Source organism: Clostridioides sp. ES-S-0001-03 (assembly GCF_020676075.1).
In the GTDB taxonomy this organism is placed as follows: domain Bacteria; phylum Bacillota; class Clostridia; order Peptostreptococcales; family Peptostreptococcaceae; genus Clostridioides.
Genome location: NZ_JACVWJ010000005.1, coordinates 317298 through 338636, shown reverse-complemented (window position 1 = coordinate 338636; position 21339 = coordinate 317298). Strand labels below are relative to the sequence as shown.

Here is a 21339-nt window from a genome sequence, read left to right as displayed (position 1 = left end):
TCTATATAATTGATATAGCGGATTAAACGTTAATTTCAATTGAGGAGGATTATAATATGAATCTAAATGATTTTGAATTGAATCTTGAAAATGAATGGCTCCAAAAAGTTTTTAAAGAAGCTAACAGACAGCTTGAGGAAAAACGTAGAGAAAAGGATAAACTAAAAAAAGATGCTATAGAAACTCAAAGGGAATTATGGAGTGATTTGGGGGCTATTTCTATTGAAAATGGATTAGAACAACTTTCTGAATTTATGTCATTTATGGATGTTATGAAGCATCAAAAAAGGAGCCATGAATTTACTGAAAAGCTCAAAGATAAATACGAAAAAATGATTGAATCTCCTTATTTCGGACGAATTGACTTTACTGAAGATAATGAAGTTGATACTCAAAAGTGTTATATTGGGCTATCAAATCTCATTGATGATGATTATGATTTTCTTGTATATGATTGGCGAGCTCCTATTTCAAGTATGTTTTACGACTATGAGATTGGACAAGCAAGTTATGATTGTCCAGAAGGATTAATCTCTGGAGAAATAACTAAGAAAAGACAGTATAAAATAAAAGATAGAAAAATTGAGTATATGTTTGACAGCAATCTAAATATTGATGATGATGTCTTACAAGAACTTTTAGGCAAAAACTCTGATGAGAAAATGAAAACTATAGTTACAACTATTCAAAGAGAGCAGAATCAAGTGATTCGTAATGAAGATTATAAAAACTTAATTGTACAAGGCGCCGCTGGAAGTGGAAAAACATCTATAGCACTTCATAGAATTGCATATTTACTATATAGACATAAAGATAAAATAACATCTAAAAATATAATAATATTTTCTCCAAATAACATATTTAACGACTATATATCAAATGTATTACCACAACTTGGTGAAGATAATATTTGTCAGACCACATTTAAAGACTATATGCATCAAGAATTAGGAAATGATTTTAAAAAAGAAAGTCCATCAGAAATGATGGAGTATATATTTGATAATAATCAAAAAATAACATATAGAGATAGGATAGAAAATATAGAATTTAAAACATCTTCAGAGTTTGTGAATATATTAAAAAAATATATAACTCATCTAGAGACAGAGGATAGATGCTTTGAAGATATTATTGTGAGAGGCAAGTTGATAATTTCATCTAAGGATTTGCAAGAGTTGTTTTCTAATGATTATTCAAATCTACCAATCAAGAGAAGATTAGAAAAGATAAAATCAAGAATAATGTTTCTAATTGAACCATATGAAAAAATTTGGGCTGATGAAGTATTTAAAGAACTTGAAGAATCTGGAAATTATATAGAAAAAGAAGAAATGATAGAAAGAAGTACTCTTATTGTAAAAGAAAATTTGAAAGAAATTTATTCTAAAGTTTTAAAAATGACAGAGCTAGACTTTATAGACACTTATAAAAACCTATTTGAGAATTTGGAGCTGTTTTTAGATAAAACGAATATTGAGTATGATAAAAATCTTATAGATAATATAAGAACTTATACAATGGATAATTTGAGTGTAAAGAGCCTTTATTATGAGGACCAAGTTGCTCTTTTATATTTAAAAGGAGTTCTTGGAGGTATCCCAAATACATCACAAATTAAATATGTAATCATAGATGAAGCACAGGATTACAGTCCATTACAATATGAAATATTTTATAAACTCTTTAATTCTGCAAATATGACTATATTAGGAGATATCAACCAATCAATCAATCCATTTATGAATATTGGAGATTACAATAATATTCATGATATATTAAAGAATGATACTTGTATAATAAATCTAAGTAAAACCTATCGTTCAACAATGGAAATTACTAGATTTTCAAGAAAACTTCTTACTGAATCTATAAATGATGAATATGTTGAAAGACATGGTGATGAGCCTAAGATAATCGGTTTTAAAGATAAAAATCAACTGAATAAAAAACTTATTGAAGATATAAAAGGTTATAAAAAGAAAAATTATAACTCTGTTGGTATCATAACAAAAACAGTTCGTGAAGCTATAGAAGTATACGAGTTCTTAAAAGAGAATGATGATGATGTACAGTGTATAACAAAAGATGATGATGAGTATATAAATGGCGTGTTAATAATGCCTTCATACCTATCTAAAGGGCTTGAATTTGATGTGGTTATTATATATAATGCAAGCAATAAAAATTATAATAATGAAGATGAAAGGTTGCTCCTTTATACTTGTTGTACAAGAGCTCTTCATGTACTAAACATATATTATTTAGATGAGATAAGTTCTTTATTAAAACAATATTAAAGTAAGATTAAAGTAATACTAAAACGATATTAAAACAATATTAAAATAATATTGAAGTAATATTAAAATAATGAAATTTTAACTCTTTTCTAATTTTTTAGGATTATTATATATTTATTATGTACTTGTAATGAATATTTATATGAGTATTTTATGATAAAGTTAAAGCCCTTAAAATTCAAAATAGATGTTTTTTAAGGGCTTTTTTAGTAGTATTATTTAGTTAGAATTTGTATAGCAGTTAAATAGTTAAAATCTGATATAAATTCTAAAAAAAATATTAATATAAAAGAGATGGTTATGTTTACTAATAAATAAATTAAAGTCACAAATAATAGACTCATAAATAATTCAATTGTTAGTTATGTTTTATATTACTTATCTTTATTTTGTATCTATTACTTCATGAGCCATCTCTACTAAATTATTCATAGATAAATCTGAGTCCTGAACTATAAATGAGTAATAAACTCCATTTTGTTTCCAGCTCAAATATTTATATTCATTAACTTCCACATCACCTGACCATTCACTAAATACATATTTACCTGATTTTTCATCAAGTTTATCCTGTTCTGTCATTTTATAACCTTCTGGTACATACTTTTGCTTGAATTCCTCATAAGAAATATTTACATCTTTGTATGTATCTACAACTTTTATATTCTCAGAATCTTTTCCAAGTACATTATTTGATGTTTTAAGAGATATTTCATCATTACCATTTTCATAGGTAAAATCAAGTGCTTTTAATTCGCCTAAAATGTTATCTTCCTTATCAAGTCCTTTTTCATTTATAGTATAAGCTCCTTTAAATTTATATCCATTACTAAATTCAGAAACTATATTAGGGGCAAATTTAAAGTCTTTTTTTACTTGTTCTGTAGTTGGGATAGATGTATAGGTAGCCCTAGTACTTGATTTTCCAATTATACTAGATATCTCTCCTGTAGCAAGAACTGTTGTACCCAAAAGTAGAGTAACAGCAAAAGTTGCAATTAATCCTTTTTTGAATGATAAATTAAATGGTAATTTATGTTTTTTATTATTAATCATTTTATAATTTTCCCCTCTTTCTGGTAGACTATTTAATGTTTTATTTAATCTATTATGAAAGCTTTCTGGAGCTTTCGGAAATGAATTATTTAATTTGTTTTTGTTCATACATTACCTCTATATTTTCTAATTTAGTTTTTAATAATTTTCGACCTCTTGATAATCTGCTTTTTACAGTTCCTTGAGGTATATCTAATATTTCTTTAATCTCATCTATTGAATATCCCTCGATATAATAAAGAACTATTGGAATCTTAATTTTTTTAGATAAACCTTGAATAGCAATATATAAATCACTGTAATCATCATCTTCTTCTACTTTTTTGTTCTTGAGAATTTCTTCAAAGGGTAGAAGGTTAAACTGTTTACGTCTTAATGAATTACATTCATTTATGACTATTCTAATCAACCAAGTCTTAAAATATTGTTGTTCTTTCTTGGTCATTTCCTAAAATAGACTTAGATATGCGATACAAAGTCTGTTCTGACTCAAGAATATTATTAATAAATGTAGTTTTATCCAATTGTACTCCTACCTTTCTATGCAAATCGTAGCGCTACTTTTTTGCCTTACACTTATTAGATAAAATTTTACTATAAATGGTTCACTTTTTTTAAATAATTATTTTATTAGTAGGAGTATCCCTAATTTTTTCATTTTGAAAATAGAAAATAAAAGAAATTGAAGAAAATACAAAGGTACCTTAAAAATAGTGTTGACAAAATTATAAGGTACCTTTATAATTAAAAATAGATAAGGTACCTTAATAAAACTTAAAAAATAAATTAATAGAAAAAATCGAGTTAATTAGGAGGAGTTAATATGAATTATTACAAAGATAAAAGAGAAGGATTTAGAGGATATGGAGATTTTGAAATGAGAGGACATCATAAACACCAAGAACATCATGGAGAAGATAGTAAATATTCACAACATCATGCTCAAGTGGGATATGGAGGTCCTCATAGACATCCATGGAATCATGTATGTGAAGGGTGCAAAATATTTGAAATGATGTGTCATGAAGGATTTGCACCAAGAGGATACGAAGGAGGTCATGGCAATAGAGAATATAGAGGTCATGAAGAATTTGCGCCAAGAGGATACGAAGGAGGTCATGGCAATAGAGAATGTAGAAGTCATGAAGGATTTGCACCAAGTGGTCATGAAAGAACTTACAGAGAATTTAAAGAAAATGAAGAATTTGATGCTAAAAATTATCAAGAAAACAATGAATATCAGAAATGTGGAAGATTTGAAAACCAAAATGTAGATGAAAAAATAGTGTCTGAAAATAAATCAGATACTGAGAAAAATAATATAAAAGAATATGAAAAAATTTATGAATCTAAAACAGTAACTGATGAACAAGTAGAAGAGGTTAAGAAAAATAATACTAAAGAAGAAATTAAAGGTGAAAAAAAAGATACTGATAAAAAATAGGGTTAGAAATTCAATAAATAAACAATTAAATTAAAGGTTAAAAAATAAATATCAGAATACAAATAAAAACATATTATTGACTAAATCAAAAAGGTGATAGCTTTAAAAAGACTGTCACCTTTATTTTTTTATAGTTGTTTATTGGTGCAAGTATTTCAATAAATATGGGAGATAAAGATTAGTTTTATTAGGAATGATTAAAAACATATAAATTTGAGTAGATATAAGTTACAATTTACATTTTTATGATAACATTTTCTTTACAATTTTTTAGATATATGTTAATATTTAGAAAAATGCATATGTATTCATAAAATAGCCTTAAAATAGATAAAAAGGCTATAAAAAAGAAAACGTATGCAATGACAAGTCAATAAAGTTAGATTATACTTTATAAATTTGGGAGGATATAATCATGGGAAAATATCAAGAATCAAAAAGAGTTGTAAGAAATTACTTTGAAGCATTAGAAAATGCCAATGGAGATGAAATTAAAAAAATTTTAAAACAGCACATGAAGTCAGATTATGACTGGAGAGGCGTATATCCATTTCGTGAACAAAAAGGAGTTGAAAATGTAGCAGATATATTTTGGAAGCCTTTAAAGCATTCATTGAGTAATATGCAAAGACGACAAGATATCTTCATTGCAGGTACTAATGAAATTGATAACAGTGAGTGGGTAATGAGTATGGGTCATTTTATGGGACTTTTTGATAATGATTGGCTTGGGATTAAGCATACTCGCAAGATGATTAGCTTAAGATATGCGGAATTTAACTGTGTGAAGGATGGTAGAATTTCCAAAACTGGATTATTTGTAGATATAATTGGATTTATGATTCAGGCAGGTGTCAATCCATTGCCACCACAAACAGGTTCATATTTTGTATATCCAGGACCAATTGACCATAATGGATTACTTTTTGAAGATGCAGATGAAGTAGAGGGGGTTAAGACTTTAGCATTAGTCAATAAAATGGTAGATGATTTGTCTGAACTAAATGACAGTGGTTCTATGGGATGCCCACCAGAGATACTTGAAAAATCATGGGCTAAAGATATGATTTGGTATGGACCAGGGGGGATTGGAGCTTCTTATACTATACCTAGATATCAAGAACAACATCAATTGCCATTTAGAAATAATTTAAAAGGAAAGACTTTTAATGGACATGTATGTAGATTCGCAGAAGGTAATTTTGCTTGTTTCTTTGGATGGCCTAACTTAAGCAACATCCCATGTGGAGGATTTTTAGGATTGCCAGGTGGAGAGGTTAAGGCAGATATGCAAGTCGTTGATGTTTACTATCGTAAAGGAGATAAACTTAAAGAAAATTGGGTGTTGATTGATATTCCATACTGGTTAAAACAACAAGGTCTTGATATTCTTGAAAGAACTAAAAGTATTTTTAATGTTTAATTTTTAATAATTAATTTTGAATACGTATTCAAGGAAGGAGATAATGTAAATTGAAGTATATTGATAAAAATGATGTAAGAGAAAAAGATAAAGAAAAAGCAAAAGAAGTTGATATAAATGAGATTAAATTAAGTAATGTTGAAGTAGATAAAGCTAATAATGTTGAAGTAAATAAATCTAATATAGATAAAATCAATGAGAATAATACTATTAAAAAAGCTGAAGAAATTACATTGAAGGGAGAAACAAATATGGAGTCTACAAAAATTTACTATGGAGATTCACTAGAAGTAACACCTGTTGGAGTAATGGATTATAATGATTTTTCAAATCAAACAAAAAGGGAGCAGAAGTTACCTGGATTTGATTCCAAATATAGAGATTTTGTAGACTATATTATGAAAATTACACATAATATTTGGGAAGAAAAAGGTATTGGAGTTATTTATGATACATATCACAATAATGTAACAATGCACTGTGGTTCTTCTAATTTAGTTGGTATAAAAGATGTTATCTCAAATACTCTTCAAACTTTACATGCGTTTCCAGATAGAAGGCTGATTGGTCAAAATGTAATATGGTCTAATTTTGGTGCTGATGGTTTTTTGTCTTCTCATCGTGTTTTGTCTACAGCAACTAATTTAGGTGACAGTAATTTTGCTCCAGCAACTGGAAAAAAGATAAATTTTAGAACTGTAATTGATTGTGCTACTACGAATAATAGAATCCATGAAGAATGGCTAGTTAGAGATAATCTATGGATTGTTACTCAGTTAGGGTTAAATCCTCAAGAAGTGGCAAAAAATATGGCAAAGGCAAGTGCATCTAAAGTATTGAGTTTACAATCAACTTATGGTATTTGTGAGTCTATGGATGGTCAATTTATGCCAGCAAAGTATCAAGCTAAAGATGATTCTGTTGGTGAAATGATGCTTGAGATGACAAGTCGTATTTACAATTATAAATATATAAATGAAGTTAAAAAGTACTATCACGATAATGCAGTAGTACATTTCATATGTGATAAAGATTTAAATGGGTATGATGAGATTCAAGGAATGATTGTAAGTTTACTTGCTTCAATTCCAAATGGCAGTTATGAAGTAGAAAGAGTAACTTGTAATCAAAAGGAAAAAAATGAAGGATATGATGTATCTGTGAGATGGAGACTGCGTGGAATAAATGAAGGCATTGGATTTTTTGGACAACCTTCTGGTAAGCATGTAGAGGTAATGGGAATTAATCATTATCATGTACTACAAGGTAAGGTAAAGGAAGAATGGATGACTTTTGATGGTATGGATGTTTTGAAGCAGATGTACATGGGTGTAGAAGAGTAAGATAGTTTAGAGTATAAATATTTTTAGAAATTATATAATAAGTATTCTTGTTATAAAATTTAAGCAAGAAATATGTATGAAAAGTAAAAATTTAAAGTTTTAGCAATAGTATGCTTAATAGTAAGGGAGGGGTAATTATGAATAATATGAAAACAACAGATGTGATAGAAAATGATATTATACTAGGAAAAGATTATTCAAATCTAAAAAGGGGAATTGCATTTTTTTCGATTGCTTTAATATACTTTTTCTATTGCTATAACTTTATGGTAGGTACCTTTATTAAACCAACAATGATTTATACTTTGGCAGAAGGTGGATTTGGGTTTTCATTAAAACAGACAGAAGAAATATTTGCTGTCATGTCCTTTGGTACAATTCCAGGTACATTCATTTTTGGAGTAATTTCTACAAAGCTTGGTAAAAAGAAAACTTTAATTAGTGTAGCTTTATTAATTGGGTTGACGACTTTTATTCCAATGTTATCTCCTACAAATATTATATTGTGGAAAATTGCACGTTTATGCACAGGGGTAGTATTGGGTGGTGTATTTGGAACAGCTATGCCTCTAGTTGCAGATATGTTTCCAAGCAAATATCGTGGTAAGTTAGCTGCTGTATTAACTGCATTATTTTCACTAGCTATGATTTTTGGTGGGAAAGTGTATGGATTTTTAGGTGATGCAAATTGGCAAATATTAATGTATACTGCGATTATACCACCTATAGTTGGAGCTATTTTGGCATTTTTCTTTGTACCAGATGATTCAGAGTATACAAGAGAATTAGTTAAAAAAGGAAAAGAAACAGGTGAAAAAATTAGCTATGTAAGTATGTATAAGGGGAAATATTTGTGGATTGGACTAGGAACAATTATTTTATCAGGTGCTAACTTCACAGCATACTCAGCATTTTCAAACAATGCAACTACATATTTGGTAACAGGGATAGGAATGACAGCAGCAGTAGCAGGTTCTATATATAGTTTACAAGGAATTGGGCAGTTAGTAGGATATTTATTTTGGGGTTCAATAGCAGATAAATTTGGAAGAAAAGTACCTTTTATAGGGATGGCATTAGCAGCAGTATTTGTATTTATATATACAAAACTAGGAGGAAATAATACAACAGCATTTTATATGATATCAGTATTATTAGGAATTGCTGTTGGATATTCTGGAGCATGGGGAGCATACTATACAGAATTATTCCCAAGTAAATATCGTTCATTGTCCTCTGGAATGTCATTTAATGGAGGAAGAATTATATCTACATTTGCAATTCCTGCAATAGCTGGTACAGCTTCTGGTGCTTTAGGTATGACAACTATTTTTTATATATCAACAGCAGTATTTGTAGCAGGTGCTATTGTATGGCTGTTCTTACCAGAAACATTAAACAAGAAAGAGTAGAATTCTAAGAACTATTTTGTTGGTTAGAAAGGGGTGGCTTATGATTTCAGTAATCGATGTGTGTATTATAGTAGGATATTTGCTGTTAATGTTGGTTATTGGTTATTATTCAGGAAAAGATAATAAAAATCAAGAAGATTATTTCTTAGCAGGTAGGTCAATGCCATGGATTCCAATCGCTTTGTCAGTTGCTGCTACTATGATTAGTGCTAATGGATTTATAGGGGGGCCTGGATGGGCATATATGGATGGAATGTATCCAGTAATGGTTAACATTACAGTCCCTTTAGCAATATTTTTTGCACTGAGCATTACCACCCCAGTTATTTATAGATTAAAAATAACATCTGTATATGAATATATGGGACTTCGTTTAGGCAATTATTCAAGGGGCTTAACTATTATTCAATTTTTTATCAATTCATTGATTCAAGCGAGTTCTATGGTGTATATACCAGTACTTATTATTCAAATAATCACTGGTTGGTCACTTTATATTTTGGTTCCAATAGTTGTATGTGTAGCAATTATATATACACTACTAGGGGGAATTAAAGCAGTTATATGGACTGATAGTATTCAAATGTTAGTAGTAATAGGTGCTGTATTTATAGTAAGTATGACAGCACTAAAAGGAATGAATCTTGGCTTTTTTGATACATTGCAAATTGCACAACAGAGTGGTAAATTAAATACATTTGATTTTAATATGGATGTTTCAATTACAAATACTTTTTGGGCTACTCTGATTGGCGGAACTGTAATGTGGATAAGATATTTTTGCTTTGACCAATCTCAAGTTCAAAGAGTTTTGACATCTAAATCTTTAAAAGGAGCCAAAAATTCTTTTGTAGTTAGTGCATTTGTTATGAATTTAGCTTACTATTTTATGTTATTAGTAGGAGTGATTTTATTTGTTTATTATAAGGGAAGAACATTTGAAACTTCAAATGAAATAATGATTACTTTTATTTTGAACGAACTTCCAGTAGGGGCAATTGGAATTATTATTGCTGGTGTATTTGCAGCGGCTATGTCTAGTATTGACTCTATATTAAATAGTATGACAACTGTTTTTACAAAGGATATTTATGAGTTTTATTTTAAAAAAGATAATGAGGAATCGTCATTAAAAGTCACGATGATTATAACAATGATTATAGGTATTGTTATGACATGTTTTATTATTATGGGATTTGGAGGAAGCATCAAATCAATTCTTGACCTTGTTGGTAACTATATTTCATATTTTGCTGGTCCAGCTACGGGTGCATTTATATTGGCTATGTTTACATACAAAACTCATGATAAAGGGGTATCTATTGGTTTTATCATAGGATTAGTTTTAGGATTTTTTATTTCTAATAAATATAATGTGAGTTGGTTGTGGAATCCAGCAATAGGTGCTACAATAACATTAATATTTGGATATATTTTTAGTATCATTTTAAAGAATAATCATAATATAGAAGATATTAAAAAATATACTGTATTTGGTATGAGAAAAGAACTTATTTCACAAGGAATAGATAAAGTAGATGGAGTGTCTGTATTGCCATTTTCTTTAGGTAAACAAGAGTTAATTGTGTTAGTTTTTTTCGTTGTCCAATATATAATCTTATTTTTAATACAATTTTAATGAGAAATGCAAGATGTTTAATAAGAAGTAAAGGGCGTTAAAAAGAAATGCAAGATGTTTAAAAAGAAATACAAGATGTTTAAGGAGAAATACTAAATGAATCAAAAGAAAGTTCATTATAATAAATCGGCTACTTCAAAAGATGTTGCAAAATTAGCAGGAGTATCGCAGTCATCAGTTTCAAGGGCATTTGGTAGTGCAAATGGAAAAGGTGTAAAACCTGAAGTGAGAGAAAAAATTTTCCGTGTAGCAGATGAAATTGGATATGTTCCCAATTTAGTTGCAAGAGGAATGATTAGTGGCAAAACAAATGTTATAGGATTGATAGTTGGTGATAATCTAGGTCCGTTTTACAACAGAATTATTAACTTATTCGTGGAAAAGATTCAAGAAATAGGTAAACAGTGTCTTGTTTTTAAGGTTCCTAGACAAGAAAGAATAGATAATATAATTTCAAGAGTAATTCAGTTTCAAGTGGAAGCTGTGATTATTACAGCTTCAGCTATGAATAAGGTAATGGCTGAGACATGTGAAGAAAATAATATTCCTGTGATTCTTTTTAATCGTTTTATACCAGGTATAAAAATAAGTACAGTTTATGTAGACCCAATTGAAGGTGGAGGAATGGCTGCTGAATACCTAATTGATAGGGGACATAAAAATATAGGATACATTCAATTTACAAGAGAAACAAGTGAGGAAATGGAAAAGAAAATTGGATTTTATTCTAAATTAAGACAAAACGGAATTCACAATCTTAAAGAAGAATCTGCAAATTATGATTATGATTCTGGATATGAAGCTGGAAAGAGAATGTTAGCATTATCAAATCCTCCAACAGCAATTTTTTGTACAAGTGATTTGATAGCTATGGGTGTAATGGATGCTGCAAGATTTGAGTATAAATTGAAGATACCAGAGGATTTATCAGTAATGGGATATGATGATATTCAGATGGCTTCATGGAAAAGTTATAGTTTAACAACGATTAGACAACCATTAGACTTATTAATTGGAAAAACGATTAATATACTTAAAATCTTATTAGAAGAAGATGATTGTGAGCCAGTAGTTGAAATGCTTAAGCCTGAATTAATTAAAAGAGATTCTACCATTTAGAATAAAATTATATTAAAGATATACTAATAATACTGTATAAACAAGAAAAGTATTCTTCAAATTCAAAATGAAGAATACTTTCTTGAATACTTGTGATTAATTTAGTAAACCTATATTTATAGTATATTTTTTTGTTTATATTATTTGTTTAATAAAAGTCTCAATTTATTAAGTACAGATAATTTTATGCCACCACCTACTTGATATACTTTTTCTGAGTTTTTTTTATCTAATATATTTTCTTGCTCTTTATTTAAACTACTTGTGGCTATTACAACTGGCATATTTTCCTTTGAGGCAAATGGACCTACTGATAAAGCATCAATCAGATTATTTTCCTTAGCTAATATCACCCCATTTATGCTATTATCTTTATAGAAACGTTCAATAACATGGGCATTAGTTTCTTGTCTGTCATTTCCAGCAATTCTATTTTTTGATACATCATTTGAAGTTACATTATTAATTTGTTCTATAGCTTTTTGAGAGATTTTAGTTTCCCCACCTATAAAGTAAGAAGTTTTTATTTTTTTAGATTTAATATAATCATATGTATCTTTATCTAAACCATCTTTTTGTGTAAGTATTATAGGAGAGTTATTTTTTCCTGCTACTGATGAAATAGAGAGTGCATCAGCTTCTCCATCTCCAGCACTTACATATATTGTATCAATATTGTTATTACCAGACATTTCTTTAGCTATATTTAAAGACGTTTCATATCTTGATTTCCCACCTATTCTTTTTACATTCATAGATTTATTAACACCTTTTAGTTGGTTAACAACTGAATTGGATATTGAAGCTTCACCACCTACAACTATTACATTAGATGCTTTTAATCTTTTAATTTCATCCATTGTTGATTTATCTACATTATTTCCATTAGAAAGTAGCATTGGTGCATTTTTTGTATTTGCAAGTGGAGTAGACGATAATCCATCTACTAAGTGCTTATCAGTACCGTTTACAAGTATTACAGTATTTGAAGTTTTCCAGCCTTCTTTAGATACTTTTACTGCTGTTTCGAATCTGTCATCTCCAGTCATTTTTTTAGATTTTACATTAGTGTCTAGATTATCCCATAAATTTACTCTATCCTCAGGAGCTACATACATACCATCATTCTTTGTTATATTATACGTTTTATAGAATTCTTCGAAATTTGATAAGACACGATTTACTCTTAAAGTATTTGGACTATGCTCATCTCCTGTAGAGTTCTTTGCATATTCTCTTGTGTATAATCTAATATATGACTTTGCATAACTCTTGAAGAACTTATCATAATTTGGATTTTCCATCTTTGATAAAATTCCCAAGGCTGCTCCTACACCACCTATATCTGCAATATTTTCACCTAAACTTATCTTACCATTTGCTTTTACACCTGGAGCTATTTCCCATCCATCATAGAAATTAACTACATCATTACAACGTTCTTGAAATTCTCTGTAATCATCCTTAGTCCACCAATCATGTTCTTTCCCACTTGAATCATATTTGGCTCCACTGTTGTCAAATGCATGAGAAATTTCATGACCTATTATTGCACCTATTGCACCTAGATTTTCTTCTCTTGATGCATTTGGGTCATATAAAGGTGCTTGTAAAATACCTGCTGGGAAAGTCATTGCATTATCATACATTCCATACACTGCATTTACAGTAAATGTTGCTAAATTAAATCTATCTTTTGGTACTACCTTACCTGTATCTTCAGCATCCTTTTTTAGACGTGCAAGTTTAAAAGCAGTTATATTATCAAAATAATTTCCACCATTTTCTTTACCTTTAATGTCTACATTTTCTGTATCAGATTCCCATTTATCAGGATAGCCAACTACAAATGTCATTTTATCAAGTTTTTTTATAGCTTCTTTTTTGGTAGATTCACTCATCCAGTCAAGTTTTTTAATTCTTTCTTTATATAATTCTACAAAAGATTTAATCATATCTTCAATATCTTTCTTTGATTTTTCAGGAAAATATTTCTCTACAAATAATTTTCCAAGATATGAATTGAACCTTTCTGATGTTAATACTGATGCATCTTTTTCAGTTATTTTACTTTGTGAAGCATCTGCACCAGGATTAAAATTTTCAGCCCAAACATTTAGATATTTTTGGTCTAAAAATTGCGCATTTTCTTCAGAAAGTTTTATTTTAAAAAGTGTTTTTAAAACTTCTAAATTGTTATTAGTGTATGCCTTATTAAATAGTTCTAAATCTTTTGGATTCATTAGCTTGATTTCTTTAGGAAGATTAGTATATCCAGCAGCAGTAAGCATTTTAGACAACTCTAAGTTTGGCATTTTTTCTTCCATCTCTTTTAAAGTCATCCTCTTATCAATATTTTCTTCACCTCCAGATACTTTTTTTACAAAGTTTATATACTCATCAACATGCTTACTAGCTTGTGCTTCACTTTCTCCACTTAAAATTAACAGTTTTTTAAAAAATGTTTTACTATTTTCTATTACCTCATCATTTGAATAGGAGCTAAATAAATGTGTATCAGCTATTGTTCCTATATATAAAGCATATTTTGCTTCACCTACATTGTCTTGCATTAAAGAAAGAGTAACCAAACCACCAGTTCCTATTTCTTCAAGTGATTTTTTTTGAATATCGCTAAGTTCTTTTACATTCTTTGCTTTATCTATAGCATCAAGATATTTTTTTATTGGTTTATTTCCAAGTTCATTTCTGCTTTTCATGTCTAGTATATTAAGATAGAAATCTTTAATCTTTTGCTCTTCACTACCTTTTTTATGATTCCCTTCTACTATCTTTTTAATAATAGCATTAATTTTTTTTGTGTTCTCATTTTCAATATCAACATAACCACCAGATACTGCTTCGTCACTTGGAAGCTTTGATTCTTCCAAAGACTTTTTATTTACAAAATTATAAAAATCATCTTTTGGATTGCTACCTTTAAATGACCAGATACGTCTAACCATAGTATCAACTTCTCCTACAGTCATAACATCACTACCATGAAGTTTTTTGTCTTTAGTGTTAACCATAACTCCACCCTTTATTAAGTTATCTATATGAGACTTAGCAGAAACAGGGATATCTGTAAAACTTACATTTTTATCTGCCACTATTTCATTTTGACCTTTTGGAGCTGATAAAGTTCCAAAAGCTCTACTTATCATGATAAGACCATCTAGTCTATTAACTTTTTGATTTTCTTTCTTTTCGTATCCAGACAGGATTTTCTTTTTATCTATATTAGAATTATATGATTTAGCTGATTGTAAAAGAAAATCAGCTAGTTGACTATATGTAGTACTACTAGTTTTAATTTCTTTTCTACTTTTAGATTGTGTTGTTTTTTCTGACTTTTCTATATTAGTATTACCTTGAGCAGTTTCTTGTGCCTGAGCAACTCCTGTAACTAGTGTAGTCATAACCATTCCTGTAGATATAATTCTTGCATTTAATTTTTTATTCATGATATTTCCCCCTTTTTATATGTATTATTTATGTGTTTAACATTTAAAATTTACTTTTTATTAGTGTCTTATATATTAGTCTATTGGTATTTATATACAAAACAATATCATAGTAATGTTAATCTTATGTTTACAGGAAGATAGCATTTATTATTAAGCATATAAATAAAAAGAGACAATCTATAAATGATTCTTAAAATCAGATAAGAGATTGTCATGTTTACATTAAGAGATTATCATATTTACATAAGGATAAAGTTGTGTAGTTTTAATATACAAAAATCTAATTGCTATAGATGTAACTGATAAAGACAAATCACAAATATAGGATTTTGAAGAAAGGATAGAGTAGTCAGAGGCTATAAAATTAATGAAGAGGCTGTAGGTAAATTTGTTTTTACACAAATCTATCTACAGCCTCAAGACATATCATCTTAAAGTATTTTGGTACATTTTAAATATTGAAATTCTTTTTAAGATTAATTATTAATTTTAATGTAAGAATTATTTAAAATACTATCAAATTAATTTACAGCTTCTTTTCCTATTAAATCTTTTAATTCTTCATGAGTCATAGTTTCTTTTTCAAATAGGAATTTAGAAACAGAATGTAAATCTTCAAGATTATCCTTTAACATCTCTAAAGTTTCCTTATAACAACTTTCAACTATACGATTAGCTTCTTTTTGAATTTTATCACATAAGAAAGTCTTATCATTTCCATCAATAGTCATAAATCCTAAGTTACTCATACCATACTCACAAACCATTTGGTTAGCTATCTCAGTAACTTTCTTTAAGTCATCCTTTGCTCCCGTAGATTTATGATTGAATATTAATTCTTCTGATGCTTTTCCAGCAAGTAATATTTTTATTTTTCCAATCAGTTCATCTCTAGTATAAATATATCTATCTTCATCAGGTAATTGAAGAACATAACCTAATGCTTGTCCTCTAGGTACTATAGATATTTTTTGTATAGGACAAATTCCAACGATATCACTTACAAGAGCATGTCCAGCCTCATGATAAGCTACTATCTTTTTCTCTTTTTCAACTAATGAAGAGTTTTTAGATTCTAATCCTGCAATAACTCTTTCAAGTGCTTTGTCGAAGTGTTCTGCTGTAATATATTCACTGTCATCTCTAACTGCAAATATAGCTGCTTCATTTGCTATATTTGAAAGATGGGCTCCGTTGAAACCGTGAGTTTTTTTAGCTAAAAGTTCTAGATTTACAGATTTGTCTATAGGCTTGTCATCTGTATGTACCTTTAGAATTTCAAATCTAGTGTGATAATTTGGTGCACCTATATGAATGTGTCTGTCAAATCTTCCTGGTCTAAGTAAAGCTTCATCTAATAAGTCAAGTCTATTGGTAGCACCTATTATTAATACATTGGAGTCTTTATTAAATCCATCCATTTCAACTAAAAGTTGGTTTAACGTTTGGTCTTTCTCATTGTTACTTTCAAGATGTCTTTTTGCTCCTACAGCATCTATTTCGTCTATAAATATTATACTTGGAGCTTCTTTTCTAGCTTTTTCAAATAGAGTTCTTACCCTTTTTGCTCCTACACCTACGTATTTTTCAACGAACTCAGAACCTGTAACATTGAAAAATGATGAGTTTGTTTCACCAGCTACAGCAGATGCAAGTAATGTTTTTCCTGTTCCTGGAGGACCATAAAATAATACCCCTTTAGGTATTTTTGCACCCATTTTTTGATACTTTTGTGGAGACTTCATAAAATCAACTATTTCAAATAGTTCTTCTTTTACTTCGTCTAATCCAGCTACATCTCTAAATGTAGTTTTTGGTTTTGTAGAAAGTGAATCATCTGTTTGATTTTCTCTTTCCATTTTTGTCTGTGCAAAGACAGGAACTGGATTGTTAATTTTTTTAAAAAAGTTGTTTAGCATTTTCATATTCACACCTCAGGTAATTAATTATTGTTAATCAATTTTATATTTTCCATATTTACTATTTTTTATTATTTATTTTTTATGGAAAAAATATACATGCAATCTAAATAAAAATAAATTCATAAATTTAACTGAAAAAAGTCATTTATAAATATGTGCAAATTAACTTTATATACTAAAAAAATACGACAAATCAAGATAAAATTGAAATGATGAAAAAACCATAATATAGATATTAAAGGATGTAAAGTAAAGTATTCAGTATAAAATTGGCTAAAGAAGTGTTTTTAGGTATTTACTATATAGAGTAGTAGGATAATAAAAGATTTTAAAGTTGAAGTTTGAATTTTTTTAATTAAATTTTGAAAAATAAGAGCAAAATAAATAGTACAAGCATATAATAAGTATTAGGAAGAAATAATTAAATGCAAATACTATGTACCTTATAATAAATATATGTAGGTTTAAATAAAAAAGCAGTTAATTTAGTAAAAATTTATTAAACTTAAAAAAATAGTTGCAAAAAATTTGATAAAATGATATAGTAGATAAGGTAAGAATAAAACAAAGAAGAAGTCCGCTTCTCACCTTACGCCGATGGTTAGTAAGGTAAATATAAGTTAAAGCTTAATAGTAATTTAAGCTTGTTTAAATTTGGTAACTTATATTGCGGATGATTATGTCATCCGCTTTTTATTTTATATTTTATAAAAATTTTGGAGGTGTCCTACAATTAGCAAAGAATTAGCAATCAATGAACAAATAAAAGACAAGGAAATAAGAGTCCTTTCACCTACAGGTGAACAACTTGGAGTAATGCCTACTAAAGAAGCTCAAGCAATGGCTACTAGTAAAAACTTAGATTTAGTTCAAATCTCGCCAAATGCAAATCCACCAGTGTGTAAGATAATGGATTATGGAAAGTTTAGATATGAGCAAGCGAGAAAAGATAAAGAAGCTAAGAAAAAACAAAAGACTATAGTTGTAAAAGAAGTAAGACTTAGACCAGGTATTGAACAAAATGATTTAAATACGAAAGCTAATAATGCTATAAAATTCCTTAAAAAAGGGGATAAAGTCAAAGTTGAACTTAGATTTAGAGGTAGAGAACTAGGACATAAAGATATAGGTAGAGAAGTTATGTTAAAGTTTTTAGAGATAATAAAAGAGTTTGGAGAACCAACAAAAGCCCCTGCATTTGAGGGTAATAATATGGTTGTAATTATAGATCCAAAAAAATAGATGATTAACTGAGAGGAGGAATTTGTCATGCCTAAAATGAAAACTCATAGAGGTGCAGCAAAGAGATTAAAGAAAACAGGAACAGGAAAGTTAAAGAGAGCTAAAGCTTATAAAAAACATATATTAACTAAAAAATCTGCAAAAACTAAGATGAACTTAAGAAAATCAACTCTAGTAAGTGATGGAGATGCTAAGAGAATAGCACAATTATTACCATACTAGGATAGGATACGGATTATAAACAATAACTATAGAAGAGGGATATAAAAGGAGGTCATAACGATGGCAAGAGTTAAAAAAGCTATGAACGCTCGTAAGAAGCATAAAAAAATATTAAAACTTGCAAAAGGATTCAGAGGATCTAGAAGCAAATTATATAGACCAGCAAATACATTCGTAATGAAGGCATTAAAAAATGCTTATATAGGAAGAAAGTTAAAGAAAAGAGACTTCAGAAAACTTTGGATACAAAGAATAAATGCAGCAGCTAGAATGAATGGAATATCTTATTCAAGATTAATGAATGGATTAAAATTATCTGGTATTGAAGTTAACAGAAAAATGTTATCTGAAATGGCTATACAAGATCCAGATGGATTTGCTAAATTAGCAGAAGTTGCTAAAGCAAAATTAGCTTAGTATTAAATCATGATAAAAAAAGCACTTGAATTATTTACATAATTCAAGTGCTTTTTTTATTTTTTGAATATTATTTGTTTATATAAAATTTTTAATAAACTTGATTAAATATTATCAATATAATAATATTATCTTATTAATAATAATGAGGAGGTAGTATAATATGAATGATAAACTTATGGATTGCTTCATAAATCCAGTTAAATGCAAGTTGTTACTTGAGATTTATTCAAATAAGCAAACTACAGCAAAGCAATTAGCAGAGAAGTTTAAGGATATATCACAAGCTACACTTTATCGTTATCTTGATAAAATGTTAAAGGATAATATTCTAAAGGTAGTTGAAGAAAATAAAATACGAGGAACTGTTGAAAAGGTATATGCTGTTAAGTCAGATATTGATGATGATGCAAAAAAAATGATAAATGAAAACTCAGCAGAAGCATATGTACAGCTGTTTACTCAATATATGATGGCATTTATGAAGGAGTTTTATGATTATGCTAAAAGAGAAGAAAAAGATATTTTAAAAGATGGCTCTGTTTTTTCTGTCTGTCCAATATATGCGAATCTAGAAGAAATAACTGAAGCAGCTAGAAAGATTGGTGATATACTAGAACCTTTAAGAAATAACTCATCAGGAGAAGGACGCAAAATGCACTCTATAGGATTAATAATTGCACCTCCTAAAGAAGAATAAAGTAAAATTGTTGAAGTGCAGTGTAAACAATATATAAGCTAGTATGATTAAATAAAATATTGAGGGTAGTTTTAAAATAAAGATAGCAGTTTGATTTCTATATCAAATTGCTATCTTTATTTTAGCATGTTAAACTTTACATAAGTGATAAGTGATAAGTGATAAGTGATAAGTGATAAGTGATAAGTGATAAGTGATAAGTGATAAGTGATAAGTGATAAGTGATAAGTGATATTTTTATGTTAATTTATAAAATTTATATGATGAATTGATATAACGTGATATAGGTTATATTTAAGACTACAACAAAATATAAGTATATTCATAGTAATATAAGTATTTTATTTTGATTTAATTTTGGCTGTTAGGCAAGTTATAACTATATTCTTAGTAAAAGACAATGTTGTACTTTAGATAATAAATAAAGCTATTTATAGTCCCAAAAATAAGTTTTGTTAGTATATATTGAAATGTATATCAAGCTGACATGTAAAGTGATATTATATATTTAAGGAAAAAATTACAATATCTATAGGCATATATTTAAAGCAAAGGGGTTGAAACATATGAGATTGATTACACGTTCTGATTTTGATGGATTAGTTTGTGGTGCATTATTAAAAGAAGCAGGTATTATTGATGATTGGAAATTTGCTCATCCTAAGGATTTACAAGATGGGTTGGTTGAGGTGACAGAAAATGATTGTCTTGCCAATGTACCATTTGTAGAAGGGTGTGGTCTTTGGTTTGACCATCATTCTAGTGAATTTGAGAGAAATGAGCTTAAAGGAAGGTATAAAGGCGAAAGTCGTATTGCTCCTTCTTGTGCAAGAATTATTTATGAGTATTATGGTGGAAATGAAAAATTTTCTCATTTTAATGAAATGTTAGAAGCAGTAGACAAAGTTGATTCTGGAAATCTTACTATAGAAGAGGTACAAAATCCAACTGGATGGATTTTAATTGGTTATCTTATGGACCCAAGAACAGGGTTGGGGCGTTGGAGAAACTTTACTATATCTAACTATCAATTGATGGAAAAGTTAATTGATGCATGTAGAACTTTAGATACAGAAGAAATTTTAAATCTGTCAGATGTAAAGGAACGTATAGAAGTTTATTTTGAACAAACAGATAAATTTAAAGAAATGGTTGCTAAATACACACGTACAGAAGGAGATGTTATTATTTCTGATTTACGTGGAGTAGAGCCAATTTATACAGGTAATCGTTTCATGATTTACAGTATGTATCCAGAACAAAATATTTCTGCTTGGATTGTAAATGGAAAAGGTGGGAAAGGGTGTTCTGTAGCTGTAGGATATAGTATTTTAAATAGAACTTCAAATGTTGATGTTGGTAGTCTAATGCTTAAGTATGGCGGTGGAGGTCACAAAGCTGTTGGGACTTGCCAATTTAATGATGAACAAATAGACGAGTTACTTCCAATGTTGCTTGATGAACTTATAAATCCTAAGAAGTAATGGTCTAATTTATAAAGGATAGTATAAATAAAATAGAATTTCATTGTACCTTTTAACATAAGAAAGTGAAGTGGTACAATGAAGTTCCTATAAGCATGCATATTGAGGATGCTTACATATGCAACAATCATATCTGAGGATATAAA

The 21339-nt window shown here is 28.7% G+C and carries 16 protein-coding genes and 1 other annotated feature; of the genes, 12 read left to right on the top strand and 4 right to left on the bottom strand.

Annotation, left to right across the window (positions count from 1 at the left end; translation table 11 throughout):
- Positions 1-56: 56 nt before the first annotated feature.
- A complete protein-coding gene (gene helD, locus IC174_RS12585; protein ID WP_227483029.1) occupies positions 57-2300 on the top strand; it encodes an RNA polymerase recycling motor HelD in 2244 nt (747 codons plus the stop codon).
- Between the two features lie 384 nt (positions 2301-2684).
- Here the strand turns inward: helD and IC174_RS12580 are convergent, their stop codons facing one another.
- A complete protein-coding gene (locus IC174_RS12580) occupies positions 2685-3464 on the bottom strand; it encodes a hypothetical protein (RefSeq protein ID WP_227433497.1) in 780 nt (259 codons plus the stop codon).
- Positions 3442-3801 carry an RNA polymerase sigma factor gene (locus IC174_RS12575; RefSeq protein ID WP_413927189.1) on the bottom strand — a complete coding sequence of 120 codons (360 nt, stop codon included), beginning with the start codon at positions 3799-3801 and terminating at the stop codon, positions 3442-3444. Before IC174_RS12575 ends, IC174_RS12580 begins: the two co-directional genes overlap by 23 nt.
- Before the next feature lie 378 nt (positions 3802-4179).
- Between IC174_RS12575 and IC174_RS12570 the strand changes: the two genes are divergently transcribed.
- The 6 genes from IC174_RS12570 (at position 4180) to IC174_RS12545 (ending at position 11736) form a co-directional block, all read left to right on the top strand.
- Positions 4180-4800 carry a hypothetical protein gene (locus tag IC174_RS12570; RefSeq protein WP_227483028.1) on the top strand — a complete coding sequence of 207 codons (621 nt, stop codon included), beginning with the start codon at positions 4180-4182 and terminating at the stop codon, positions 4798-4800.
- Positions 4801-5215: 415 nt separating this feature from the next.
- Positions 5216-6223 (top strand): nuclear transport factor 2 family protein, encoded by a 1008-nt coding sequence (locus IC174_RS12565; protein ID WP_227483027.1) that lies wholly within the window; start codon positions 5216-5218, stop codon positions 6221-6223.
- A 50-nt stretch (positions 6224-6273) separates the two neighbouring features.
- A complete protein-coding gene (locus tag IC174_RS12560) occupies positions 6274-7566 on the top strand; it encodes an ester cyclase (RefSeq protein ID WP_255625503.1) in 1293 nt (430 codons plus the stop codon).
- A 137-nt stretch (positions 7567-7703) separates the two neighbouring features.
- Positions 7704-8978: an MFS transporter gene (locus tag IC174_RS12555; RefSeq protein WP_227483026.1), complete on the top strand. Its 1275-nt coding sequence runs from the start codon at positions 7704-7706 to the stop codon at positions 8976-8978.
- A 40-nt stretch (positions 8979-9018) separates the two neighbouring features.
- Complete coding sequence (locus IC174_RS12550; RefSeq protein ID WP_227433492.1) at positions 9019-10617, top strand: sodium:solute symporter; 1599 nt, start codon at positions 9019-9021, stop codon at positions 10615-10617.
- 96 nt (positions 10618-10713) lie between these two features.
- Positions 10714-11736: a LacI family DNA-binding transcriptional regulator gene (locus IC174_RS12545; protein ID WP_227483025.1), complete on the top strand. Its 1023-nt coding sequence runs from the start codon at positions 10714-10716 to the stop codon at positions 11734-11736.
- A gap of 140 nt (positions 11737-11876) precedes the next feature.
- On the opposite strand, the gene IC174_RS12540 is transcribed toward IC174_RS12545, so the two are convergent.
- Positions 11877-15203, bottom strand: coding sequence for a cell wall-binding repeat-containing protein (locus IC174_RS12540; protein ID WP_227483024.1), 3327 nt, complete (start codon positions 15201-15203; stop codon positions 11877-11879).
- Positions 15204-15727: 524 nt separating this feature from the next.
- A complete protein-coding gene (locus IC174_RS12535) occupies positions 15728-17131 on the bottom strand; it encodes an ATP-dependent metallopeptidase FtsH/Yme1/Tma family protein (RefSeq protein ID WP_227433489.1) in 1404 nt (467 codons plus the stop codon).
- Between the two features lie 558 nt (positions 17132-17689).
- Positions 17690-17832: a sequence feature (ribosomal protein L20 leader region), on the top strand.
- A gap of 28 nt (positions 17833-17860) precedes the next feature.
- Here IC174_RS12535 and infC point away from each other — a divergent pair.
- From infC to IC174_RS12510, 5 genes are all read left to right on the top strand, one after another.
- Positions 17861-18370 carry a translation initiation factor IF-3 gene (gene infC / locus IC174_RS12530; RefSeq protein ID WP_227433661.1) on the top strand — a complete coding sequence of 170 codons (510 nt, stop codon included), beginning with the start codon at positions 17861-17863 and terminating at the stop codon, positions 18368-18370.
- 27 nt (positions 18371-18397) lie between these two features.
- Complete coding sequence (gene rpmI, locus IC174_RS12525; RefSeq protein ID WP_003418222.1) at positions 18398-18592, top strand: 50S ribosomal protein L35; 195 nt, start codon at positions 18398-18400, stop codon at positions 18590-18592.
- A gap of 60 nt (positions 18593-18652) precedes the next feature.
- Entirely contained in the window at positions 18653-19009 is a 357-nt protein-coding gene (rplT, locus tag IC174_RS12520; protein WP_227433488.1) for a 50S ribosomal protein L20, read from the top strand.
- Positions 19010-19172: 163 nt separating this feature from the next.
- The gene (locus IC174_RS12515) at positions 19173-19709 is read left to right on the top strand and encodes a helix-turn-helix domain-containing protein (RefSeq protein WP_227483023.1); all 537 of its coding nucleotides are present in this window, start codon (positions 19173-19175) and stop codon (positions 19707-19709) included.
- Between the two features lie 566 nt (positions 19710-20275).
- Entirely contained in the window at positions 20276-21193 is a 918-nt protein-coding gene (locus IC174_RS12510) for an exopolyphosphatase (RefSeq protein WP_227483022.1), read from the top strand.
- Positions 21194-21339 lie beyond the last annotated feature (146 nt).